The organism is Amycolatopsis eburnea, from assembly GCF_003937945.1.
In the GTDB taxonomy this organism is placed as follows: domain Bacteria; phylum Actinomycetota; class Actinomycetes; order Mycobacteriales; family Pseudonocardiaceae; genus Amycolatopsis; species Amycolatopsis eburnea.
In genome coordinates, this window is sequence record NZ_RSEC01000046.1 from 170,075 (window position 1) to 197,023 (window position 26,949).

The window sequence follows — 26,949 nt, forward strand, 5'->3', positions numbered from 1 at the left end:
CATCGGGGGTCAGGTGGCCTCGCCGTCGAGCGCCGCGCGGACCAGGTCGTCGACCGACATGCCGTCGATGTCGGCGGCCTCGTCCCCGGCCTGGGCGGGCCCGGCCAGGCGGCGCAAGGTGTCCAGCACGCCGCTTTCCCGCAGGCGTGCCGGGGAAACGGCCGCGAGCAGGGCCCGCAGCTCGGTGTCCACGTCGCCGGTGCCCGGCGCCAGCTGCCGCACCAGGTCGGCGGCGAGCACGGCCGGGGACGGCTGGTCGAACACCAGGGTCGCGGGCAGGTCGAGCCCGGTCGCCGCGGCGAGCTGGTTGCGCAGCTCGATCGCGCTGAGCGAGTCGAAGCCGAGCCCGGAGAACGGCCGCTCCGGGTCGACCGCGTGCGGCCCGGCGAACCCGAGCACCGCCGCGACCTGGGTGCGGACGACGTCGAGCGCGGCCTTCTCGCGGTCGGACGGCGGCAGCTTGGCCAGCCGCTCCCGCAGCACCGCGCCGGCCTCGACCGGCGCTTCCGCCGTGAGCCGGTGGTACTCCGGCAGATCGGTCAGCAGCGGCGCCGGCCGGGCCGCGGTGAACGCGCGCAGGAAGGTGGCGTGGTCGATGTCGGCCACCACCGGTACCGCGTCGGCCGCGAGCACGGCTTGCGCGAACGCGATGAGCGCCAGCTCGGGCGGCACCGGGCGGGTGCCGGTGCGCTGGGCCCGCGCGGCCGCGTCGGCGGTCTCGGCCATGCCCGCTTGCCAAGCGCCCCAGGCGATCGAGGTGCCCGGCAGCCCGTCCGCGCGCCGCTGTTCGGCGACGGCGTCGAGCACGGCGTTCGCCGCGGCGTAGTTCGCCTGGCCGGCGTTGCCGACCGAGCTGGACGCCGAGGAGAACAACGCGAAGACGTCGAGGTTCAGGTCCCGGGAGACCCGGTCGAGCACCAGCGCGGACTCGGCCTTCGCCGCGAACACGGCGTCGAACCGGTCCGGGCCGTAGCCCTCGAGCACGCCGTCGTCGAGGACACCGGCCGCGTGGATCACCGCGGTGACGTCGGCGGTGAGCAGCTCGCGGACGGCGGCCGGGTCGGTCAGGTCGCAGGCGACGACCGAGGCCCGCGGGCCCAGGTCGGCCAGCAGCGCGACGGCGTCCGGGGTGTCCGGGCCGCGGCGGCCGGTGAGCACGACCCGCGCGGCGCCTTCGGCGAGCACCCAGCGGGCGACGTGCTTGCCGAGCGCGCCGGTGCCGCCGGTGACGACCACGGTGCCGCGCGGCTGCCACGCCCGTGCCGGCGGACCGGCCGGGGCCCGCACGAGCCGCCGGGCGAACGCGCCCGCCGCGCGCACCGCGACCTGGTCCTCGGTCCCGGTGAGCACCGCGCCCAGCCGGGCGAAGGCGTGTTCGTCGACGTCGGCGGGCAGGTCGGCGAGGCCGCCCCAGCGCTGCGGCTGTTCCAGCGCGGCAACCCGGCCCAGCCCCCAGAGCGCGGCCTGCGCGACCGAGGTGACCCGGTCCGACGGCACGGCGGTGACCGCGCCGCGGGTCAGGCACCACAGCCGGGCCGCGCTGCCGGTGCCCGCGAGGGCCTGCAGCAGCGCGGTGGTCGCCGCGACCCCCGCGGTCGGCGTCGATTCGTCGAGGCCCAGCAGGGAAACGACGCCGGTGACGCCGTCGAGCGCCGCGGTCAGGGTCTCGGGGCCGGTGACGTCGGCGCCGAGCGCCTCGGCCACACCGGCGACCCACGGGTCTTCGGTGAAGCCGGCGGGCACGACGACCAGCCACGACCCGTCCGGCACCGTCCCCGGCGCACCGCCGAGCGGCTTCCAGGTGACCCGGTACCGCAGCTCGTCCACAGTGGACTGCCGGGCTCGCCGGTGCTGCAGGTCCAGCAGGGCGGGCAGCACGGCGTCGAGCGCGGCGGGGTCGACGTCGATCTCCTTGGCGAGCACGTCGGCGTCCAGCCCGGACAGGAAGTCCGGCGTGGTGGCCGTGACCGGGGCGTCCGGCCAGAAGCGTTCGTGGTGGAAGCGGTAGGTGGGCAGGTCGACCGGCTGGGCGCCGGTGAGCAGGCCGGCCCAGTCGACCGGGGTGCCGCCGACGTCGAGCCGGGCGAGCGCCGAGACCAGCGCCGGCTCGTCCGCGCGGCCGGCGCGGAGGGCGGCGGTCACGGTGGCGGCCTCGCCGGTGAGCGTCCGGGTGAGCGCCGCGAGGGTGCTGTCCGGGCCCAGTTCCAGGTACTTCGTGACGCCGAGTGAGCCGAGCGCGGCGACGGCTCCGGCGAAGAGCACCGGACGGCGGACGTGGTCGGCCCAGTACGCCGCCGTGCCCAGCTCGCCGGTGACCGGGGACGCGGTGACGGTGGACACGACCGGGAGCGCCGGCGGGGCGAACTGCACCCCCGCGGCGATCCGCTCGAACTCGTCCCTCATCGCGTTCATATGCGACGAGTGAAACGCGTGGCTGACCCTTAAACGCCTAGTCTTTCGGCCCCGGGCCGCGACCAGCTCCGCGACCTCGGCGACGGCGCCGGTGTCACCCGACACGACCACCGCCTCGGGCCCGTTGACCGCGGCGATCGACAGCGGCCGCCCGCTGATCAGCGCTTCCGCCTCGGCTTCGGTGACCTGCAGCGCGGCCATCGCCCCGCCCGGCAGCTCCTGCATGAGCCTGCCGCGGGCGGCGACCAGCCGGGCCGCGTCGGCCAGCGACAGCACGCCGGCCGCGTGGGCGGCGGCGAACTCGCCGATCGAGTGCCCGGCCAGGTGGTCCGGCCGCACGCCCCACGACTCGACGAGCCGGTAGAGCGCGACCTCCACGGCGAACACGGCCGGCTGCGACCACCGGGTCTGCGCCAGCACCTCGGCGTCGCCGCCGAAGACGACGTCCCGGAGCGGGCCGGGCAGCTCGAGGTCGAGGTGCGCGCAGGCCTCGTCGAACGCGGCGGCGAACACCGGGAACCGCTCGTAGAGGTCCCGGCCCATGCCCGGGTACTGCGAACCCTGGCCGGAGAACAGGAACGCGAGCTTCCCGGCTGCGGGCTCGCCGGTGTGCACCAGCGGCGACGGCGTTCCCGCCGCGAGCGCGCCGAGCCCGGTCAGCAGCTCGTCGCGGTCCGCGGCGACGACGACCGCCCGCGACTCGAACCAGGCGCGGGTCGTCGCGGCCGAGTAGGCGACGTCGGGCAGCGCGAGCGCGGGGTGCGCGGTCAGGTGGTCGCGCAGGGCCCTGGCCTGGACGCGCAGGCCGCCGTCGGTACGCGCGGACAGCCGGACCGGCACGGTCGCCGGGGTGACGGCCGGCCGCGGGTCCGCCGGCGGAGCCTGCTCCAGCACCAGGTGGGCGTTGGTACCGCTGGCGCCGAACGCGGAGATCCCGGCCCGGCGCGGGTGCCCGGTCTCCGGCCACGGCCGGCTCTCGGTGAGCAGCTCGACGCGGCCCGCGGACCAGTCGACGTGCCCGGACGGCCGGTCCACGTGCAACGTCTTGGGCAGCAGCCCGTGCCGCATCGCCAGCACCATCTTGATCACCGCGGCCGCACCGGCCGCGGCCTGCGTGTGGCCGAGGTTGGACTTCACCGAGCCGAGCAGCAGCGGCTGCTCGCGCTCGCGGCCGTAGGTGGCCAGCAGCGCCTGCGCCTCGATCGGGTCGCCGAGCTTCGTGCCGGTGCCGTGCGCCTCCACAGCGTCCACTTCGGACGGTGCCAGCCCGGACACGGCCAGCGCGCGCTTGATCACGCGCTGCTGGGCCGGGCCGCTGGGCGCGGTGAGCCCGTTGGACGCGCCGTCGGAGTTGACCGCCGAACCCCGCACCACGGCGAGGATCCGGTGACCGTGGCGGCGGGCGTCGGACTCGCGTTCCAGCACGATCATGCCGACGCCTTCGGACCAGCCGGTGCCGTCGGCCGCGTCGGCGAACGCCTTGCAGCGCCCGTCCGGCGACAGCGCGCCCATCTCGCCGAACTCGACGAACCCGGTGGGGCTCGACATCACCATCACACCGCCGGCCACGGCGAGGGAGCACTCCCCCGCCCGCAGCGCCTGCGCGGCCAGGTGCAGCGCGACCAGCGACGACGAGCACGCGGTGTCCACGCTGACCGACGGGCCTTCCAGCCCGAAGGCGTAGGAGACGCGGCCCGACAGCAGGCTGGCCGCCTGCGCGGTGGCCTGGTGCCCGGCCGTGTCGGCGGGCGGGGTGTAGTCGCCCGAGCCGCCGCCGATGTAGACGCCGGTGTCGCCGCCGCGCAGCCCGGTGGCGTCGATGCCGGCGCGTTCGAAGGCCTCCCACGCCACTTCGAGGACGAGCCGCTGCTGCGGGTCCATCACGATCGCCTCGCGGGGCGCGATCCCGAAGAAGCCGGGGTCGAACTCGGCCGCGTCGTGCAGGAAGCCGCCTTCCTTGGCGGCGCTGCTGCCCGGGCCGTCGCCGGTCAGGGTGGCCAGGTCCCAGCCGCGGTCGGCCGGGAAGCCGCCGACGACGTCCCGCTCGTCGACGACCGCCTGCCAGAGGTCCTCGGGCGAGCCGATGCCGCCGGGGTAGCGGCAGCTCATGCCGACGATGACGACCGGGTCGTCGGTGCGGGCCGCCGGGGCGGCTTCGGCAGTGACTTCTTCCTCGCCGAACAGCTCGGCCAGCAGGAACGCGGTCAGCTCGCGCGGGGTCGGGTGGTCGAACACCAGCGTCGCCGGCAGCCGCAGCCCGGTCTCGGCGCTCAGCGCCGTGCGGAGGTCCATCGCGGTGAGCGAGTCGAAGCCCAGTGCGGAGAACGCGCGGTCGGGTTCGATCCGGTCGGTGCCGGTGTGCCGCAGCACGGTCGCCGCGGCCGTCCGGACCAGGTCCAGGACGACGTCGGACCGCTCGCCCGGTGCCAGGTCTCGCAGCCCGGGCCCGGTCGCCGGGGCCGGGGTGTACAGCGGCGACAGCAGCGGGCTCGGCCGCGCCGCGGTGAACGCCGCGCCGAAGCGGTCCCAGCGGACGTCGGCGACGACCGTGGTGAGGTCGGCGGACCGGACGGCGGCGAGCAGCGCGGTGGTGGCGGCGGCCGGGTCGAGCACGGGCAGCCCGCTGTCGCGCAGGTGGGCTTCGTCCTCGCCGGTGCCGGCCCAGGCCGAGAAGGCGACGACGGACGCGGGTTCGCCGCGGTCACGCCGTTGCCGCGCGAAGGCCTCCAGTTCGGCGGCCTCGGCGGCTTCGTCACCGCGGCCGCGGACGCCCCAGACCCCGGCGACCGAGGTGAGCAGGACGAACGCTTCCAGCGGCCATTCCGCGTACTGCCTGGCCTCCTCGAGACTTCCACTGTGGACGACCGCGTCGGGCGGGGAGGTCAGTGCGGCCGGATCGCGGACGACGTCGACCCCGGGCAACTGGTCGGCGAGGAGGGCGGCCGGGCCGTCCCCGGTGACGAGCACGGTCCCGCGCGGCTCCCAGCGCTCGCCGCCCCCGGTGGCGCGGGTCAGGCGGCGGCCGTAGACCCCGGCCGCACGGACGGCGACCTGGTCTTCTTCGCCGCCGAGCACCGCGCGCAGCCGGGCTGCCGCGCGGGTGTCCAAAACGGACGGGACGTCGACGAGCCCGCCCCAGCGCTGCGGGTCGTGCAGGGCCGCGACGCGGCCGAAGCCCCACAGCGCGGCCGGTCCGTCAACACGCTCCGCCGGGGTGACCGCGACGGCGCCGCGTGTCACGCACCAGACGGGGACGTCGACCTCGCGGAGGAGTTCCCTTGTGCCCGCAACGGTTTCCCGCAGGGATACGACCACGTCGGCGTCAGCCAGGTCGCGCCCGGCCCCGAGGGCTGCGGTGACCTGATCGGCCCACCCGGCGTCGTCGCCGGGGACGACCACGATGGTCGCGGCCTTCGGCTCGGCGACGGTGACCGGCTGCCAGGTGATCCGGTAGCGCAGTTCGTCGGCCGCGGCCGCTTCGGCCTGCTTGCGGCGCCAGGCGGCGAGCGCGGGCAGGACCGCGTCGAGCGCGGCGGGTTCGACGGCGAGCTGCTCAGCCAGCCCGGCGGTGTCGGCGCGGTCGACCGAGGCCCAGAAGCCGTCGTCGGCCGGGCCGCCGGTGACGGCCTCGGGCCAGTAGCGCTCGTGCTCGAACGGGTAGGTCGGCAGCTCGGCGCGGCGGGCGCCGGTGCCCTTGAACCACGCGGCCCAGTCCGGGTCCACGCCCGCGGTGAACAGCGTGCCCAGCGCGATCGCCGCACTGTCCTCTTCGGACCGGCCACGGCGCGCCAGCGGCACGATCACGCGGTCGCCGGCCGGTTCGACCAGCGGCGTCAGCGCGGCGTCCGGCCCGACCTCGACGAACAGCGACACCTCGGCCAGCCGGTCGAGGGCGTCGCCGAAGCGGACGGTTTCGCGGACGTGCCGCACCCAGTACTCGGGATCGGTGACGTCGCCGTCGGTGACCAGCGGGATGACCGGGGCGGCGAACCGCAGCCCCGTCACGACGTCCCGGAACGCCGGCAACATCGGGTCCATCAGCGGTGAGTGGAAGGCGTGGCTGACGGTGAGCCGCCGTCCGCCGCCGAAGGTTTCGGCGACCGCGAGCACCGCGTCCTCTTCCCCGGAGAGCACAAGGGACTCCGGGCCGTTGACCGCCGCGATCGCCACCTCGTCCGTGAGCTGAGTGCGGATTTCGGCCTCGGAGGCGCGGAGGGCGACCATCGCGCCGCCCTCGGGCAGCTCCTGCATCAGCCGAGCCCGTGCGGCGACGAGCGCGCAGGCGTCTTCGAGCGACAGCACCCCGGCCACGTGGGCCGCGGCGACCTCGCCGATCGAGTGCCCGGCGACGAAGTCCGGGCGCACGCCCCACGACTCCAGCAGCCGGAACGCGGCGACCTCGAAGGCGAACAACGCGGGCTGCGCCCAGCCGGTCCGGTCCAGCTCGGCCGCGTCGTCGCCCCAAGCGACGTTGCCCAGCGTCAGCCCGAGGTGCGCACAGACCTCGTCCCACGCGTCGGCGAACACGGGATACCGCGCGTACAGCTCGCGGCCCATGCCCAGGCGCTGGGCACCCTGGCCGGAGAAGAGGAACGCCGTGACGCGCTCGCGGGCGACGCCCCGGCTCACGACCTCGCCGCCGAGCAGCACCGCCCGGTGGTCGAACGCGGCCCGGCCGGTGGCCAGGGTGTAGCCGGTGTCGAGCGCGTCACCGGCCACAGTGGAGAGCAGCTCGTCCAGCGCCGTGGCCGTCCGCGCGGACACCGGCCACGGCACCACGGCGGGCGCGGTCCCCGGCACGGCTTCCCGTGCGGGCGGGGCTTCCAGGATGACGTGCGCGTTCGTGCCGCTGACCCCGAAGGACGACACAGCGGCGCGGCGCGGGCGGGCCGTCTCCGGCCACGCGGTCGCCTCGGTGACCAGGCGCACGGACCCGGCGGTCCAGTCCACATGGGACGACGGCTCGCCGACGTGCAGTGTCTTCGGCACCATGGCGTGGCCGAGCGAGAGCACCATCTTGATCACGCCCGCCGCGCCCGCGGCGGCCTGCGTGTGGCCGAGGTTCGACTTCACCGACCCCAGCAGCACCGGCGTCTCGCGGTCCCGCCCGTAGGTGGCGAGCAACGCCTGCGCCTCGATCGGATCACCCAGGGTCGTGCCGGTGCCGTGCGCCTCGACGACGTCGACGTCCGAAGTGGACAGACCGGCGTCGGCCAGTGCAGCGCGGATGACGCGTTGCTGCGACGGGCCGTTCGGCGCGGTGAGGCCGTTCGAAGCGCCGTCCTGGTTGATGGCGGAGCCACGCACCACGGCGAGGATCTCGTGGCCGTGCCGCAGCGCGTCGGACTGCCGTTCGACGACCAGGACACCGGCGCCTTCCGACCACGCGGTGCCGTCGGCGGCGTCGGAGAACGCCTTGCAGCGGCCGTCCGCGGCGAGGCCGCCCTGGGCGTCGAACTCGGTGAACGAGAAGGGGCTGGTCATCACGGTGACGCCGCCGACCAGCGCCAGCGAGCACTCGCCGTCGGCCAGCGCGCGGGCCGCCCAGTGCAGGGCGACCAGCGACGACGAGCACGCCGTGTCGACCGTGACGGCCGGGCCTTCCAGGCCGAGGGTGTAGGAGAGCCGTCCGGAAAGGACGCTCGCCGTGGTGCCGGTGGCCAGGTGCCCGGCGACGTCGGCGCCGGAGTTGAGCAGCAGCCCGGTGTAGTCCTGGCCGTTGGTGCCGACGAAGACGCCGGTGGCGGTGCCGCGCAGGCTCGCCGGGTCGATGCCGGCGTGCTCCAGGGACTCCCACGACGTCTCCAGCAGCAGCCGCTGCTGCGGGTCCATCGCCAGTGCCTCCCGCGGCGAGATGCCGAAGAAGCCCGCGTCGAACCCGGCCGCGTCGGGCAGGAACCCGCCGTGGCCGTCGCCGAGCTCGGCGAGGTCCCAGCCGCGGTCGGCCGGGAACGGCCCGATCACGTCGCCGCCCTCTTCGAGGAGCTGCCAGAACGTGCGGGGCGACGTGACACCGCCGGGGAAGCGGCAGCCGATGCCGACGATCACGACCGGGTCGTCCACGGTGGCGCGGGTCGTGACCGGCGTGGTCACCGGGGTGTCGGTGCCGACCAGTTCGCCGAGGAGGAACGTCGTGAGCGCGCGCGGGGTCGGGTGGTCGAACACCAGCGACGACGGCAGCGCCAGGCCGGTCGCCGCGCCGATGCCGTTGCGCAGCTCGACCGCGGTGAGCGAGTCGAACCCGAGGTCGGCGAACGCGGCGTCCGGCGCGACCGCCCCGGCGCCGTCGTGGCCGAGCACCAGCGCGACCTGCGTGCGCAGCAGGCCCAGCAGGTGCTTCTCGCGGTCCGCGGGCGGCAGCCCGGCGAGGGTGCCGCGCAGGTCGCCGCGCTCCCCCGCTTCCCGGGCTTCGCTGAGCACGGCCTTCGCCGCGGGCAGGTCGGCCAGGAGCGGGAGCGGCCGTCCGATCGTGAACGCCGGCACGAACCGCGCGAAGTCGATGTCCGCGACCAGGATTTCGGTGTCCCCGGCGCCGATCGCCCGCCGCAGCGCGGCCACGGCCCGGTCCGGCGGCAGCAGCGCGAGCCCGCCGCGGCCGACGCGGTCCTGCACGCCGGCGTCACCGCTGAGCATCCCGGCACCCGCCCACGGGCCCCACGCGATCGACGTCGCGACCCGCCCGGCGGCCCGCCGGCGAGCGGCGAGGGCGTCGAGGTGGGCGTTGGCGGCCGCGTAGTTGCCCTGCCCGGCCGCGCCGAACGTGCCCGCGGTCGAAGAGAACAGCACGAACGCGTCGAGGTCCAGATCCGCGGTCAGCTCGTCGAGGTGTTCGGCGCCGACGCACTTCGCCGCGAAGACGCGCTCGAACTGCTCCGCGGTCAGGGAATCCGTGGTGCCGTCGTCGACCACGCCCGCCGTGTGCACCACGGCGGTCAGGTCCGGGATCGCTGCGATGACCCGGGCCAGCGCGGCGCGGTCGGTGACGTCGCAGGCCTCGACGGTCGCGTTCAGCTCCTCGGCCAGCTCGGCCGCGCCCGGAGCGGCCATACCCCGGCGGCTGAGCAGGACGAGGCGCTCGGCACCCGCGTCGGCGAGCCGTCGCGCGACCTCCGCGCCGAGTCCGCCGGTGCCGCCGGTGATCAGCACCGTGCCCCGCGGGGTGTAGTCCGTTATACGCGCGGCCGGCGCGGTGGCGAGCCGCCGGGCGAAGACTCCCGTGGGCCGGATGGCGACCTGGTCTTCGTCGCCGATTCCGCGCAGGACGGCGAAGAGGCGGCCGACCGCGCGGGCGTCGAGGACTTCGGGCAGGTCGACGAGCCCGCCCCAGCGTTGCGGCTGCTCGAGGCCCAGCACGCGGCCGAGGCCCCAGAGCGCCGCCGCGCGCGGGTCGGGCGCGGCGTCGGCGGGGCCGGTGCTGACGGCGCCGCGGGTGGCCCACCACAGCGGGACCTCGCCCCCGAGTCGCCGCGCGAGGAGCAGGGACTCGGCGGGGTCGGTCAGCAGCGACAGCACGTGGTCGAATTCGCCCGCGCCGGCCAGGTCGTCATCCGGTTCGACGCGGGTGCCGCCGATCGCTTCGGCGACCGAGTCGGCCCACGGCGTGGACTCGGCCACGACGAGCACACGGCTCGGCGCGGCGGGCTCGGTCCGGACCGGACGCCAGACGACGCGGTAGCGCCACTCGTCCACTTCGGACTCTTCGCGCACGCGGTGGCGCCACGCGGTGAGCGCGGGCAGAACGGTCCCCAGCGCGTCCCGGTCGACGGCCAAAGTGGCCGACAGCTCTTCGACGTCCGCAGCGGCCAACGCGGTCCAGAAGCCGGTGTCGGCTTCTGGAGCGGCGGGTGCGGGCTCCGGCCAGTAGCGGGACCGCTGGAACGCGTACGTGGGCAGATCGATCCGGCGCGCGCCGGTCCCGGCGAAGTACGCGGCCCAGTCCGGCCGGTGGCCGCGGACGTGCAGGTCGCCGAGCACCGCGGCGACGGTCTCCTGCTCCGGCCGGTCCTCGCGCAGCATCGGCTTCGCCCCGGACATCGCGGACAGCACCGCGTCCGGGCCGAGTTCGACGTAGGCGGTGACACCGGCTTCGTCGAGGGTCGTGAGCGCGTCGGCGAACCGGACGGCTTCGCGGGCGTGGCGCACCCAGTAGTCCGGGCCGTCGGCGAGGTCGGCGCCGTCGACGGTGGATACGAACGACAGCTCCGGCGCCGAGAAGGTGAGCCCGGCGATGGCGCCGCGGAACTCGTCCAGCATCGGGTCCATCAGCGCGGAGTGGAACGCGTGCGACACGGTCAGCCGCTTGGTCTTCTCAAACTGATTGGCGAACGCGAGCACGGCGTCCTCGGGCCCGGAGACCACAATGGACTCCGGGCCGTTGACCGCGGCGACGTCGACGCCGTCCGGCAGCTGCGCGCGGACGTCGGCCTCGGTGGCGCGGATCGCGACCATCGCGCCGCCGGCCGGGAGGGCCTGCATGAGCCGGCCGCGGGCCTCCACCAGCGCGGCCGCGTCCGCCAGGGACAGCACCCCGGCGACGTGCGCGGCGGCGATCTCGCCGACGGAGTGCCCGGCGACGTGGTCGGGCCGCACGTCCCAGGACTCCAGGAGCCGGAACAGCGCGACCTCGATCGCGAACAGCGCGGGCTGGGCGTAGCGGGTTTCGTTCAGCAGCGCGGCTTCCGGCGTACCCGGTTCCGCGAAGAGCACGTCCCGATCCACTTCGAGGTGCGCGAGGACTTCGTCCAGCGCCTCGGCGAACACCGGGAACCGCTCGGCCAGCTCCCGGCCCGCACCCGGACGCTGGCTGCCCTGCCCGCTGAACAGGAACGCCGTCGTGGGACGGCTGGTCGAGGTGCCGCGCAGGACGTGCGCGGCGGGTTCGGCTTCGGCGATCGCGGCGAGTCCGGTTTGGACATCCTCGGGCGTGGCGGCCAGGATGACCGCGCGGTGGCTCAGGGCGGCGCGGGCGGTGGCCAGGGTGAAGGCGAGGTCGGCCGGTTCGCCGGGCCGGTCGCGCAGGCGGGCGGCTTGCGCGCGCAGGGCTTCCGGCGTCCGGGCCGACACCACCACGGGCACGGTGCCCAGTGCCCTCGGCTCGGGCGCCTCGGCCGGCTCGGGGGCCTGCTCCAGTACCGTGTGGACGTTCGTCCCGCTCAGGCCGAACGACGACACCGCGGCCCGCCGGGGCGCGCCGGTCTCCGGCCACTCGGTGGCTTCGCCGAGCAGCCGGATCGCGCCGCCCGACCAGTCGATGTGCGACGACGGCGTGGCGGCGTGCAGGGTTTTCGGCAGCACGCCGTGGCGCATGGCCATGACGAGCTTGAGCACCCCGGCGATACCGGACGCCATCTGCGTGTGGCCGAGGTTCGACTTGACCGAGCCGAGCAGCAGCGGCCGGTCGCGGTCGCGGCCGCGGCCGTAGGTGGCCTGCAGCGCCTGGACCTCGATCGGGTCCCCGAGCGGCGTGCCGGTGCCGTGCCCCTCGACGGCGTCGATGTCCGAAGAGGACAGCCCGGACACGGCGAGCGCGGCGCGGATCACGCGTTGCTGCGACGGGCCGTTCGGCGCGGTCATGCCGTTGGACGCGCCGTCGGAGTTCATCGCCGAGCCGCGGACGACCGCGAGGATCTCGTGGCCGTTGCGCTGGGCGTCGGAGAGCCGCTCGACCAGGACGAGCCCGACGCCTTCGGCGAGGCTCATGCCGTCGGCGTCGTCGGAGTAGGCCTTGCAGCGGCCGTCGGGCGCCATCGCGCGCTGGCGGCTGAACCCGATCCACGGCGCCGGGGTCGCCATCACCGTGACGCCACCGGCGAGTGCCAGCTCCGACTCGCCCGAGCGCAGCGACTGGCACGCCAGGTGCAGCGCGACCAGCGACGACGAGCACGCCGTGTCGAGCGTGACCGCCGGGCCCTCCAGCCCGAACAGGTAGGCGATCCGTCCGGAAAGGACACTCGACACCGCGCCGGTGATCATGTGCCCCTCGGAACCCTCGGCCGCGTTGAGCACGGTCGAGGCGTAGTCCTGGTAGCTGGCGCCGACGAACACGCCGGTCCGGCTCCCGCGCGCCGAGGCCGGGTCGACGCCCGCGCGTTCGAAGGTCTCCCAGGCCACTTCCAGCAGCAGGCGCTGCTGCGGGTCCATCGACAGGGCTTCCCGCGGGGAGATCCCGAAGAACCCGGCGTCGAAGTCCGCGACGCCGTCGAGGAACCCGCCGAGCGTCGAGTACGTCTTGCCGCTGCGGTCCGGGTCGGCGTCGAACAGCCCGGCGGCGTCCCAGCCGCGGTCGGGCGGGAACGACGAGATCGCGTCGCCGCCGCCGATGACCAGGTCCCACAACGCTTCCGGCGACGTGACCCCGCCGGGGAACCGGCAGCTCATGCCGACGATGGCGATCGGCTCGTCGACGGCGGTGGCCGCGACGACGGTCTCGCCGGCCACCGTGCCGTCCAATGTGGACAGAATGAATCCGGCGAGGGTGTCGGCGTTCGGGTAGTCGAACACGACGGTGCTCGGCAGGCTGAGCCCGGTCACGACTTCCAGGCGGTTGCGCAGGTCGACCGCGGTGAGCGAGTCGAAGCCCAGCTCGCGGAACGCGCGGTCGGCCTCGACGGCGTCGCCACCGGAGTGCCCGAGCACGGCGGCCGCCTCGGAGCGCACGAGGTCGACGACGAGCCGGCGGCCCGCGGGCGCGGGCAGCGCCCGGACCCGGCCCGCGAACGCCGAGGCGTCCGCGGTGTCGTCGGCCGCCTCGGCGAGCTTCCGGACGGACGGCAGCTCGGAGAACAGCGGGCTGGGCCGCACCGACGTGAACACCGGGTGGTAGCGGTCCCAGTCGAGATCGGCGATGAGCAGCGCCGTTTCGTCGTCGGCCAGGGCGCGCTTCAGCCCGGCGAGCGCGAGGCGCGGTTCCATGAACCGCAGGCCGCTGCGCAGGATCCGGCCCGGGTCGACGCGGCCGAGTTCGCGGTCGTCGGCCCAGATGCCCCAGGCGACGGTGGTGGCCGGAACACCGCGGGCGCGTCGCTGCTCGGCGAGGGCGACGAGGTGGGCGTTGGCGGCGGAGTAGGCGCCGTGGTCGCCGCTGCCCCACAGGCCCGCGGTCGAGGAGTACAGGACGAAGTGCTCGAGCTCGCCTTCGTCGAGCAGCTCGTCGAGGACGGCGTCGAGGTTCGCCGCGCCGGTGACCTTGGCGTCGAGGACCTCGGCGAACGCGGTCGCGTCGGTGCCGGCGAGCGGGGCGAGCGCGATGTGGGCGGCGGTGTGCACGACGGTGGTGATCCGCCGTCCCTCGCCCTTGAGCCGCGTGATCAGCCCGGCGACGGCGTCCCGGTCGGTGACGTCGAGCGAGACCACCTCGGCCGACGTGCCGAGTTCGGCCACCAGGGCACGGGCGTGGGGCGCGTCCGGCCCGCGGCGGCCGGTGAGGACGATGTGGTCGGCGCCTTCGGCCGCGAGCCAGCGGGCCAGGTGCGGGCCGAGGGTGCCGGTGCCGCCGGTGATGACGGCGGTGCCGTGCGCGCGCCAAGCCCGCTTGGGGGCGCTCGTGACCGGCGCCGGCACCAGGCGGCGTGCGAAGACGCCCCCGGACCGGACGGCGAGCTGGTCCTCGTCCCCCGCCCCGGCGAGCACGGCGACCAGCCGCCGGGCGGCGGCCGCGTCGAGGGTCTCGGGGAGGTCGACGAGCCCGGCCCAGTGCGCCGGGTGTTCGAGGGCGGCGGCCCAGCCGAGGCCGTGGACCTGGGCTTGGGCGGGGTCGCGGACGGGGTCGTCCGGCCCGGTGGAGACGGCGCCGCGGGTGAGTGCCCACACGCGCGGCGGTGCCGCGGCATCCGCGTGGGCCTGCACCAGGGAGAGCGTGCGCAGGAGCCCGCGGTCGAGGCCCGGGTGCTCCGTCGGCGCGTGGTCGGCCGCCAGCAGCGAGACGATGCCGGACACGCCGTCCGCGTCGCCGAGCGCGGCGGCCAAGTCCTCGCGGCTGCTCTGGTCCGCGCCGAGCACCACCGGGCGCACCTGGGCGCCGTGGGAGCGCAGGACCTCCGCGATCTCCTCCTCGCCCGGCTCGCCGGTGCCGAGCACCAGCCACGTGCCGGACAGCGTCGTGCCGGCCGGGCGGACCGGGCGCCACGCGATCCGGTACCGCCAGGAGTCCACAGTGGACTCGTCATCGCGCCGGGCGTGCCACGCCGACAGCGCGGGCAGCAGGTCGTCCAACGCGGTGCGCTGCCGGTCGTCCAGCTCCAGCAGGTTCGCGAGCCCGGCCCGGTCGTCGCGGCCGATGGCCTGCCACAGCTCGTCGTCGGCCGGGGCCGCGGAAGCCCCGGTTTCGTCGATGGCCCAGTAGTGCTCGTGCTGGAACGCGTACGTCGGCAGGTCGATCCGCCGTCCGCCGGTGAGCGTGTCGCCCCAGCCGACCGCCACGCCCCGGGTGTGCGCCTCCGCGAGCGACTTCAGGAACCGCTCCACACCCCCGTCGTCACGGCGCAGCGTGCCCAGCGCCGTGACCGGGACGCCCGCCGCCTCGGCCAGCTCGCCGATCGCCATGCCGAACACCGGGTGCGGGCTCGACTCGACGAACACGGTGTGCCCGTCGGCGACCGCGGCCGCCAGCGCCGCGGCGAACTCGACCGTGCCGCGCAGGTTCCGGCACCAGTAGTCACCGGTCAGCTCGGCCGGCTCGACGAGCCCGCCGGTCACCGTCGAGTAGAACCGGGCACCGGTGTCCCGCGGGGAAACCGGTGCCAGCAGCTCCGCCAGCTCGGCGGCGATCCCGTCGACCTGCGGCGAGTGCGCGGCGAAGTCGACGCCGTCGAGCCGCCAGCGCATCAGCCCGGCCTTGGCCAGCCGGACCTCGAACTCCGCCAGCGCGGCGGGCTCGCCGGAGACGGTGACCGAGCGCGGCCCGTTCACCGCGGCGACGGCGATCCGGTCGGCCAGGTCGCCGATCAGCGCCCGCACTTCGTCGCCGCCCGCGACGACCGACAGCATCGCGCCGTGCCCGGACAGCCGCTCGGCGATGAGCTTCGAGCGCAGCGCGACCACCCGCGCGCCGTCCTCAAGGGACAGTGCACCCGCGACGCACGCCGCGGCGATTTCCCCTTGCGAGTGCCCGAGCACCGCGACCGGCTCGACCCCGTGCGCGCGCCACAGCTCGGCCAGCGACACGAGCACGGCCCACAACACCGGCTGGACGACGTCGACGCCGGTCGCCGCGTCGTCGTGCAGGACGTCCGCCAGCTTCCAGTCGACGAAGGGGTCGAGCGCGGCGGCGCACTCGGCCATCCGCGCGGCGAACACCGGCGACGTGGTCAGGAGTTCGCGCGCCATGCCCGGCCACTGCGAGTCCTGGCCGGGGAAGACGAACACCGGCGCGCCGGACCGCTTGGCCGCGCCCTGCACGAGCGCGGGGTCGGCGGTGTTCCCGGCGAGCGCGGCCAGCCCGCGCCGCAGGTCGGCGACGTCCTCGCCGACGACGACGGCCCGCTGCTCGAACACCGAGCGGTGGTGCGCGAGCGTCCAGCCGACGTCGACCGGGCGCTCGTCGCCGAGGAAGTCCAGCAGCCGCGCCGCCTGGGCCTTCAGCGCGGCCGCGCTCTTCGCCGACAGCGGCCACACGACCGGCCCGGTCCGCTCCGGCGGCGGGACTTCCTCGACCGCGGGCGCGGCCTCGACGATCGCGTGGGCGTTGGTGCCGCTGATGCCGAACGACGAAACGCCGGCGCGGCGCGGGTGCCCGGTCTCCGGCCAGGCCGTCTCCTCGGCGAGGAGCTCGATCGCACCGGCCGTCCAGTCGATCTTCGTGGACGGCTTGGCGACGTGCAGGGTGCGCGGCAGCACGCCGTGGCGCATGGCGTGCACCATCTTGATCAGGCTGGCGACGCCGGCGGCGGACTGGGTGTGCCCGATGTTGGACTTCACCGAGCCGATCAGCAACGGCCGGTCGCGCTCGCGGCCGTAGGTGGCCTGCAGTGCCTGGACTTCGATGGGGTCGCCGAGCGCGGTCCCGGTGCCGTGCGCGTCGAGCGCGTCCACTTCGGACGGTTCGAGCCCGGCGTTGGCCAGCGCCTGGCGGATGACGCGCTGCTGCGACGGGCCGTTGGGCGCGGTGAGGCCGTTGGACGCGCCGTCGGAGTTGACCGCCGTACCGCGCACGACTGCGAGGACCGGGTGGCCGAGGCGCCGGGCCTCGGAAAGCCGTTCCAGCACGAGCATCCCGGCGCCTTCGGCCAGCGACATGCCGTCGCCTTCGTCGGAGAACGCCTTGCAGCGGCCGTCGAAGGCGAGCGCGCGCTGGCGGCTGAACGCGACGAACGGATCGGGCGACGCCATCACCGTGACACCGCCCGCGATGGCGAGCTCGGACTCGCCGGAGCGCAGTGACTGGCACGCCAGGTGCAGCGCGACCAGCGACGACGAGCACGCCGTGTCGACGGTGACCGACGGGCCTTCGAAGCCGAACAGGTACGACAACCGTCCGGAAAGGACACTCGGGATGGTGCCGGTGACGAGGTGGCCTTCGGTGCCGTCGCCGGTCGCGACGCCGTAGTCCTGGAAGCTGGAGCCGACGAACACGCCGGTCCGGCTCCCCCGCACGGCCGCCGGGTCGACACCCGCGCGTTCGAAGGCCTCCCAGGACACTTCGAGCAGCAGGCGCTGCTGCGGGTCCATCGACAGCGCCTCGCGCGGCGAGATGCCGAAGAACCCGGCGTCGAACTCGGCGGCGTTCTCGAGGAACCCGCCCAGCGTCGAGTAGGTCTTGCCGCCGCGTTCGGGATCGGGGTCGAACAGGCCGGCGGCGTCCCAGCCGCGGTCGCCCGGGAACGCCGAAATCGCGTCGACACCGCCGGTGACCAGCGCCCAGAGCTCCTCCGGCGTGGTGACGCCGCCGGGGAAGCGGCAGCCCATGCCGACGATGGCGATCGGCTCGTCGGTGGCCCCGGTCGCGGCGGCGACGGCGCCGGCGGTGTCCGAGCCGTCGATCTCGGTGCGCAGGAACGCGACCAGGCCGAGCGGCGTCGGGTGGTCGAAGACGAGGGTGGCGGGCAGGGCCAGGCCGGTGGCGTCGGCGAGCCGGCGGCGGAACTCGACGGCGGTGAGCGAGTCGAAGCCGAGGTCCCGGAAAGCGCGTTCTTCGGCGACGGCGTCCGCGGTGACGTGCCCGAGCACGGCGGCGGCCTCGGTGCGGACCAGGTCGAGCAGCGCGCGATCGCGTTCGTCCTCCGACATCCCGGCGAAGCGGGCGGCGAAGGCGCTGACCGCGGCGGTCACGGCGGCGGGCTGGGCCTCGGCGAAGGCGTCGAAGAGCCGGGTGGCGCGGGTGGCGGTGAAGACGGGCAGGAAGGTGTCCCAGTCGATGTCGGCGACGACGACGGCGGTGTCGTCGCGGACGAGGGCGCGTTCGAGTTCGGCAAGGGCGCTTCCGGCCGGCAGGAACCCGAGCCCGCGGCGGCTCAGCTGCCCGGCGACGTGCTCGTCGGTGGCCATCCCCTCTTCGGCCCAGGCCCCCCAGGCGATGGACGTCGCCCGCCGCCCGGCGTCCCGCCGTGCCTCGGCGAGGGCGTCGAGGTAGGCGTTCCCGGCGGCGTAGGCGGCCTGGCCCCCGCTGCCCCAGACGCCCGCGACGGACCCGAAGAGCACGAAGAAGTCGAGGTCGTGGCCGGCGAGGAGGGCGTCGAGGTGCTTGGCGCCGTGGGTCTTGGCGGCCATCACGCGGGTGAATTCGGCGAAGTCCGTGGTGTGGACGGGGTCCATGGCCTGCGCGAGGCCGGCGGTGTGCACGACGCCGGTGAGGTCCGGGTGGTGCTTGAGCAGGGCTTCGACGGCGTCTTTGTCCGCGATGTCGGCTTGGGCGATGGTGACGCGGGCGCCGGTCGCGGTGAGTTCCGCTTCGAGTTCGGCGGCACCCTCCGCGGTCGCCCCCCGGCGGCTGACGAGGACGAGGTGTTCGGCTCCGGCGTTCGCGAGCCAGCGGGCGACGGACGCGCCGAGGGCGCCGGTGCCGCCGGTGATCAGGACGGTGCCGCGGGCCCGGAAGCGGCCGGGGGTGTCGGCGGGCCGGTAGCGCACGATCCGGCGGCCGAAGGCGCCTTGGGGCCTCAGAGCGATCTGGTCTTCCCCGCTGGTGAGGACCGCGGCCAGGCGGCGGCTGGCGGGGAGGTCGAGGGTGGTGGGCAGGTCGATCAGGCCGCCCCAGAGCGCGGGTTGTTCGAGGGCGACGGTGCGGCCGAAGCCCCAGATGCGGGCGGCGGCGGGGCCGGGGGCGTGGTCACCGGGGGTCGCGACGGCGCCGGTGGTGAGGCACCAGAGGCGGGCTTCGAGGTCGGTGTCGGTGAGGGCTTGGACGAGGGTGAGGAGGTCCGCGAGGCCACGGTCCCCGGCGGCGGGGAGGTGGATGACGCCGTCGGCCGGTCCGGCAGCGGTCAGGGCGGCGGCGAGGGTGGTGCGGTCGGTGGTTGCGGAGTCGGTGTTCGACGCCGCACCACCGGAAACCGCGCCGCCCGGGGTCTCCGCGGCAGCGAGGTCGCCGGTCACGAGGTCAGCGGCGGCCGCGCCACCCCGCGCCTCGCCCGCAGCGAGATCGGCTGCGGCCAAGTCGCCGGACACCGGCTCGGTGCTCGACGCCACCGCCACACCACCCGCAACCCCGCCGCCCGGGGTCGCCCCGGCAGCGAGATCGCTGGCCACAGGCTCGGTGCTCGACGCCGCACCACCGGCAACCGCGCCCCCCAGGGTCTTCCCGGCAGCGAGGTCAGCAGCCGCCGGGAGGTCGGCGGTCGCGATCCGAACCACCGTCGCACCATGCGCCACCAGCGCGGCCTCGACCTCCGCTCCCTCCCCCGCCCCCGACGTCACCAGCAGCCACCGGCCACCCAGCACCGGCGCCTCCGCGGTCCGGAACGAAGTCCACTCCGCCCGGTACCGCCAAGACTTCGCCGTCTCCTCGGCCGCCCGCCGGTCACGCCAGCCGGTCAGCGCCGGAAGCAGGGTCTCCAACGACGACCGCTGCTCCTCCCCCAAGTCCAGCAACCCCGCCAGCTCCGCCGCGTCACCCCGGCCGATCGCCTCCCACAGCGGGCCCTCGGCCTGCTCAGGAGTCCGCGGAACCGCCGCCGCCCAGTAGTGCTCGCGCTGGAACGGGTACGTCGGCAGGTCCACCGTCCGCCCGCCGCCCAGGTACGCGCGCCAGTCCACCTCACACCCGCGCGTGTGCAGGGTCGCCAAAGCCGCCGCCGCCGACTCCGCCTCGGGGCGGTCCTTGCGCAGCAGCGGCACCGTCCCGGGACGGTCCAGCAACGCCGAAAGCGTCCCGTCCGGCCCCAGCTCCAGGTACGTCGACGCCACGTCCGCGACCGTCTCCGTGAACCGGACCGTCGCCCGCACGTGCTCGACCCAGTACTCCGGCGAACACACGTCACCACCGGAAACGAACGACAACGTCGGCGCCGAGAACGTCAAAGTGGAGACCACCGCGCGGAACTCGTCCAGCATCGGGTCCATCAGGTGCGAGTGGAACGCGTGCGACACCGAAAGCCGCGTCGTCTTTCCGAAGCGGGCCGCGACCGCCAGCACCGCGTCCTCGACACCAGACAGCACCACCGACTCCGGCCCGTTCACGGCCGCCAGGTCGACACCGTCCACAAGGGCCGCTCGAACGTCCTCTTCGGACGCCCGGACCGCGACCATCGCCCCACCGGACGGCAACGCCTCCATCAGGCGCGCACGAGCCGACACCAGCGCACACGCGTCCTCCAGGGACAGCACCCCGGAGACGTGCGCCGCCGCGATCTCGCCGACCGAATGCCCGGCGACGACGTCCGGGCGCATGCCCCACGACTCCAGCAGCCGGAACGCCGCCACGCCGAACGCGAACAGCGCCGGCTGCGCGTTCCCGGTCCGCTCCAGCGCCGCCGGATCGTCACCCCACACGACGTCACGCAGGCCCGGATCGCACCGGTCGAGCACGTCGGCGAACACCGAAGCGAACACGGGGAACCGCGAAGCCAGCGAGCGGCCCATCCCGAGCCGCTGGGCACCCTGACCAGGGAACACGAAGGCGAGGCCGCCATCGGTAACCACGCCGCTCACCACGCCCGGGGCCGGTGCACCGGCAGCCAACGACGAAAGCGCCAGCGGAACGTCCGGGCCGAGCACGACCGCCCGGTGCTCGAACGCCGTCCGCGTCGTCGCCAGCGACCAAGCCAGGTCGCCGCGTGGGACGTCGAGCCGGGCGAGGTTCGCGGCCTGGGCCCGCAGCCCGTCGGCGGTCCGGGCCGAGAGCAGCAGCGGAGCGTCCTCGAAAGTCGAGGCGGGCGAAGGCGAAACCGCCGGAGCCGCTTCCAGCACCACGTGCGCGTTGGTCCCGCTGATGCCGAACGACGAAACGCCCGCGCGCCGCGGCCGGTCCACAGCGGGCCACGGCGTCGACGAGGAGGCCAGTGACACCGCCCCGGCCGTCCAGTCCACATGGGACGACGGCGTGCCCGCGTGCGGTGAACCCGGCACCGTCCCGTGCTCCATCGCCAGGACCATCTTGATGATCCCGGCAACCCCGGCCGCCGCCTGGGTGTGCCCGATGTTCGACTTCACCGAGCCCAGCAGCAGCGGCGTCGAGCGGTCCTGACCGTAGGTCGCCAGCAGCGCTTGCGCTTCGATCGGATCGCCCAGCGTCGTTCCGGTGCCGTGCCCTTCGACGACGTCGACGTCCGAAGCAGACAAACCGGAGACGGCCAGCGCCGACCGGATGACCCGCTGCTGCGAGGGGCCGTTCGGCGCGGTCAGGCCGTTGGACGCGCCGTCGGAGTTCACCGCCGAACCGCGCACGACGGCGAGCACCCGGTGCCCGTGCCGGCGCGCGTCCGACAGCCGTTCCAGCACCAGCACGCCGACCCCTTCGGACCAGCCGACCCCGTCGGCCTCGTCCACATAGGACCGGCAGCGGCCGTCCGGCGAAAGCCCGCGCTGCCGCGAAAACTCGATGAACGAGTTCGGCGTGGACATCACCGTGACACCGCCGGCCAGGGCGAGCGAGCACTCCCCCGACCGCAGCGCGTGCGCCGCCCAGTGCAGCGCGACCAGCGACGACGAGCACGCCGTGTCCACGGTGACCGCGGGCCCTTCGAGGCCGAGGGCGTAGGCGACCCGGCCGGACACGACGCTCGACGCCGTCCCGCTGCCCTGGAAGCCTTCGAAGTCGCCGCCGGCCAGCACCAGGCCGTAGTCGTTGTACATCACGCCGGCAAACACGCCGGTCGCGCTGCCGCGCAGGGTTCGCGGGTCGATGCCGGCGCGCTCGATCGCCGTCCAGGACGCCTCCAGCAGCAGGCGCTGCTGCGGGTCCGTCGCCTCGGCTTCGCGCGGGCTCATGCCGAAGAACCCGGCGTCGAATTCGCCCGCGTCGTGCAGGAAACCGCCTTCGCGGGTGTAGGACGTGCCCGCGTGGTCGGGGTCCGGGTGGTACAGCGCGCCGAGGTCCCAGCCGCGGTTGACCGGGAACGGCGACGTCGTGTCGCGCCCCTCGGCCACCGCCGCCCAGAGGTCCTCCGGCGACGCGATGCCGCCGGGGAACCGGCAGCTCATGCCGACGATGACGATCGGGTCGTCCGCGGCGACGGCGGTCCGGGTGACGGCCGGACCGGCCTCGGCACCGAGCAGCCGGTCGCGCAGGTGGCCGGCGAGCGCGGCCGGGGTCGGGTAGTCGAACGCCGTCGTGGCGGACAGCCGCAGGCCGGTCGCCGCGTCGAGCCGGTTGCGCAGCTCGACCGCGGTCAGCGAATCGAAGCCCAGTTCGGCGAACGACCGCGCGGGGTCGACCGCTCCCGCGCCCGCGTGCCCGAGCACGGCGGCGACTTCGCGGCGCACCAGGTCGGTCACCCGCGCGACGCGCCCGGCGTCGTCCAAAGTGGACAACTGGTGCGCCAGCCGCCCGGCGCCGCCGGCGGTCCGGACCGCACGGCGGGTGCCGACCAGCGAGCGCAGCACCGCAGGCGGTTCCGGCTGCGCGGCGAGCACCGGCAGGTCGAAGCGAACCGGCACGACGGCGGGTTCGCCGGTCGTCAGCGCGGCGTCGAACAGGGCGAGGCCCTCGGCTTCGGTCAGCGCCGGGATGCCCAGGCGGGCGAACCGGCCGCCGGCGCCGCCCGCCATGCCATCACCGCCCCACGGGCCCCACGCCAGCGACACCGCGGGCAGCCCCGCGTCCCGGCGCAGCTGGGCGAGCGCGTCGAGGAACGCGTTGGCCGCGGCGTAGTTGGCCTGCCCGGCCGCGCCGAGCGTGCCGGCCAGCGAGGAGAACAGCACGAACGCGCCGAGTTCGAGGTCGCGGGTCAGCTCGTGCAGGTTCCAGGCGGCGTCGGCCTTCGGCGCGAGGACCTTCGCGAGCCGGTCTTCGTCGAGGCTGTCCAGGAGTCCGTCGTCGAGGACGCCGGCGGCGTGCACGACGGCGGTGAGCGGGTGCGCGGCCGGGATCCCGGCCAGCAGCGCGGCGAGCGCGTCGCGGTCGCTCGCGTCGCACGCGGCGACCGTGACGTCGGCGCCGAGCCCGGCCAGCTCGGTGACCAGGCCGCCGGGTGCGGCGCCGCTCCGGCTGACCAGCAGCAGGTGCCGGACGCCGTGTTCGCGCACCAGGTGCGCGGCCAGCGCACGGCCCAGCTCGCCGGTGCCGCCGGTGATCAGGACGGTCCCGTCCGGGTTCCACTCGTGCGCCTCGCCGGTCGTCGTGCGCACCAGCCGCGGCGCGAGGACGCGCCCGTCGCGGACCAGGAGCCGGGGCTCGCCGGTCGACAACGCCGTCTCCAGCACCTCCGCGGACACGTCCTCAGTGGACTCGACCAGGAAGAACCGGCCCGGGTGTTCCTGCTGCGCGGCCAGGACCAGGCCTCGCACGGCGGCGGCGGGCAGCTCGGCCGGGACGACCAGCGCCAGCCGGCGAGCGTCCTCCGCCAGCCGTTCCCGCAGCAGCTCCAGGGTCTCCCCCGCGAGCGCGCGGGCGGCCTCGGGCGGGGTCCCGTCCGGAATGGACAGTGTGACGACGTCGGCGTCGGCCTCGGTGACGCCGGTGACCGGTTCGGTACAGTCCACCCGGTACACGCCGCCCCCGGTCACCGGGACCTCGGCCGCGATCGGGCGCACGGTGAGGGCGCCGACAGTCGCGACGGCGTCGCCTTCGGGCGTGGTCAGCGAAAGCGCCAGGGTGTCGTCGCCGGTCTTGCGCAGCGCGACCCGCAGTGCGGTCGCGCCGACCGCGCGCACGGCGACGTCCTGCCACGAGAACGGCACGCCACCCGGGCCCGCGAAGAACGCGGCGGCGTGCAGGGCCGCGTCGAACAGCGCGGGGTGCAGGTCGAACGTCTCGGCCTCGACGTCGTCGGGCAGCGCGACCTCGGCGAAGACGTCGTCACCGTGCTGCCAGGCCGCGCGCAGTCCTTGGAACGCCGGGCCGTACTCGCGTTCGTCGTAGAAGCCGGTGAGGTCGACGGCGGTGGCGTCCGCCGGCGGCCAGGCGGCGGGGACGTCCGCCGAGGTCTCGATCCGCTCGGCCAGCCTGCCGACCGCATGCGAGGTCCAGCTGACTTCGCCGTCGGGTCGCGAGTGGACGGCGACCGGGCGGCGGCCGCGCTCGTCGGGCGCGCCGACCCACACCTGCACGACGACCCGCTCCCCCGCGGCGCCGAGCACCAGCGGGCGGGTCAGCGTCAGGTCTTCGACGTCCGGGCAGCCGGTCTCGGCGCCGGCGCGCACGGCCAGTTCCAGCAGCGCGGCGCCAGGCACGACGACGGCGCCGCCGACGCGGTGGTCGGCGAGCCACGTGTGCGTGCCCGCGTCGAGGCGGCCGGTGAGCAGCAGGCCGCTCGCGTCGGCGACCTCGACCGCCGTGCCCAGCAGCGGGTGGTCGACGCTGCGCAGCCCGGCCGAGCGCAGGTCACCGCGGGCGCGGCCGGTGTCGCGCGGCCAGAACCGCTGCCGCTGGAAGGCGTACGTGGGCAGGTCGACTCGGCTGCCGATCCCGGCGAAGTACGCGGTCCAGTCCACCGCGACGCCGTCGCCGTGCAGCCGGCCGAGCGCCTCGGCGGCCGCCGTGATCTCGTCGCGGTCCCTGCGCAGCACCGGCACGGCGAGCGCGCCGGGCACGTCGACCAGTGGCGTCAGCGCGGCTTCCGGCCCCACCTCGGCGAACCGCCGCACACCCGACTCCGCGAGCCGGGCGAGGACGTCGCCGAAGCGGACGGTGTCGCGGACGTGCCGCACCCAGAACTCCGGGTCGGTGACCTCGCCCGCGGTGACCAGCGGCACCGACGGCTCGGCGAAGGTCAATCCCGAGACGACCTCGCGGAACGCGGGCAGCATCGGGTCCATCAGGTGCGAATGGAACGCGTGGGACGCGCGCAGCCGGGTCGTGCGCTCGAAGCGCGCGGCGACGGCCAGGACGGCGTCCTCCACACCGGACACCACCACCGACGACGGCCCGTTGACGGCCGCGATGTCGGCACCGTCCACCAGCGCCGCCCGGACGTCCTCTTCGGACGCGCGCACGGCGACCATCGCGCCCCCGGCGGGCAGCGCGCCCATCAGGCGGGCGCGGGCCGACACCAGCGCGCAGGCGTCGTCGAGGGAGAGCACCCCGGCGCAGTGGGCGGCGGCGATCTCCCCGGCGGAATGTCCGGCCAGGACGTCCGGCCGGATCCCCCACGACTCCAGGAGCCGGAACAGCGCGACCTCGACGGCGAAGATCGCCGGCTGGGCCTGTGCGGTGTCGGCGAGGCGGTCGGTGTCAGTACCCCAGACGACGTCCCGCAGCCCGGGCTCGAGCCGGTCGAGGACCTCGTCGAAGGCGGCCGCGAACACCGGGTACGCGCGGTGCAGCGCCTGCCCCATCCCCAGGTGCTGGGAACCCTGGCCGGTGAACAGGAAGGCGGTCTTGCCCTTCGGCCGCGGCGAGGCGAGGCCGGTCAGATCACGCAAGGCGGCGACGACCGCGGCGGGGTCGGCACCGACCACAGTGGACCGGACGTCGAAGGCGGTCCGCGCGGTGGCGGCGGAGAAAGCCACATCGGCGAGCGGGGTCCCCCGCTCCAGCACGTCGGCCAGCCTCGCGGCCTGCGCCCGCACGGCCGCCTCGGACTTGCCCGAAACCAGGATCGGCATCGGCCGCGCGACGTTTTCCCGCGCCCGTTCCTCGACGGGCGGCGCCTGCTCGACGAGCACGTGCGCGTTCGTCCCGCTCAGCCCGAACGAAGAAACGCCGGCCCGGCGCGGTTCGCCGGTCTCCGGCCACGGCGTCGCCGCGGTCGCCAGCTCGACGCTCCCGCCCGTCCAGTCCACATGGGACGACGGCGCGTCGACGTGCAGCGTCGGCGGGACGACGCCGTGGCGCATCGCGAGCACGACCTTGATCACCCCGGCGACACCGGCCGCCGCCTGGGTGTGCCCGAAGTTCGACTTGACCGAACCGAGCAGCAGCGCGCGGTCGCGGTCCTGCCCGTAGGTCGCCAGCAGGGCCTGCGCCTCGACCGGGTCGCCGAGCGTGGTGCCGGTGCCGTGCGCCTCGACGACGTCGACCTGCGCGGGCGCGAGCCCGGACGCCTTCAGCGCCTCCCGGATCACGCGCTGCTGCGACGGGCCGTTCGGGGCGGTGAGGCCGTTGGTGGCGCCGTCCTGGTTGACCGCGCTGCCGCGGAGCACGGCGATGACGGGGTGCCCGTGCCGCTGGGCATCGGACAGCCGCTCCAGCACCAGCACGCCCGCGCCCTCGGCCCAGCCGGTGCCGGCCGCGGAGTCGGCGAACGAGCGGCAGCGGCCGTCCGGGGACAGCCCGCCCTGGCGGCTGAACTCGACGAACGTCGTCGGCGCGGACATCACCGTGACGCCACCGGCCAGCGCCAGCTCCGACTCGCCGGACCGCAGCGACTGCGCGGCCAGGTGGAGCGCGACCAGCGACGACGAGCAGGCGGTGTCCACCGTGACCGCCGGGCCGACCAGCCCGAGGACGTAGGCGAGCCGGCCGGACAGCACGCTGTTCGTGTTGCCGGTCAGCAGGAAGCCCTCGGACGGGCCCGCCGCGCCGGTCAGGTACTCCTGCGCCATCGCGCCGACGAACACGCCCGTGCGGGTGCCCTTCAACGCGGACGGCACGATGCCCGCGCGTTCGATCGCCTCCCACGCGGTCTCGAGCAGGATCCGCTGCTGCGGGTCCATTTCGGCCGCCTCGCGCGGCGAGATGCCGAAGAAGCCCGCGTCGAACTCGGCCGCGTCGAGCAGGAAGCCGCCGGACATCGCCGCCTCGCCGCCGTCCGCGGCGAGCGCGCCGAGGTCCCAGCCGCGGTCGGTGGGCAGCCCGGTGACGCCGTCGCGGCCGGTGCTCAGCAGCTCCCAGAAGTCCTCCGGTCCGGCGACGCCGCCGGGGTAGCGGCAGCCCAGCCCGACGATCGCGATCGGCTCGGCCGCGCGGCTCTCCAGCTCCGCCAGCTTCCGCTGGGTGCGCACGAGGTCCGCGCTCGCCCGCTTGAGGTAGCTCCGCAGCTTCTGTTCGTTGTCCATGAATCAGCA

1 protein-coding gene is annotated in these 26,949 nt (G+C 75.3%); it reads right to left on the minus strand.

Translation table 11 applies throughout. The annotated features are described in order from the left end of the window. Positions 1-9: 9 nt before the first annotated feature. Positions 10-26,940, minus strand: coding sequence for a type I polyketide synthase (locus tag EIY87_RS20180; protein WP_125310437.1), 26,931 nt, complete (start codon positions 26,938-26,940; stop codon positions 10-12). Positions 26,941-26,949 lie beyond the last annotated feature (9 nt).

Excerpts from the sequence above, each read along its gene's own strand:
- EIY87_RS20180 (WP_125310437.1), bottom strand. The coding sequence starts at position 26,940 with ATGGACAACGAACAGAAGCTGCGGAGCTACCTCAAGCGGGCGAGCGCG.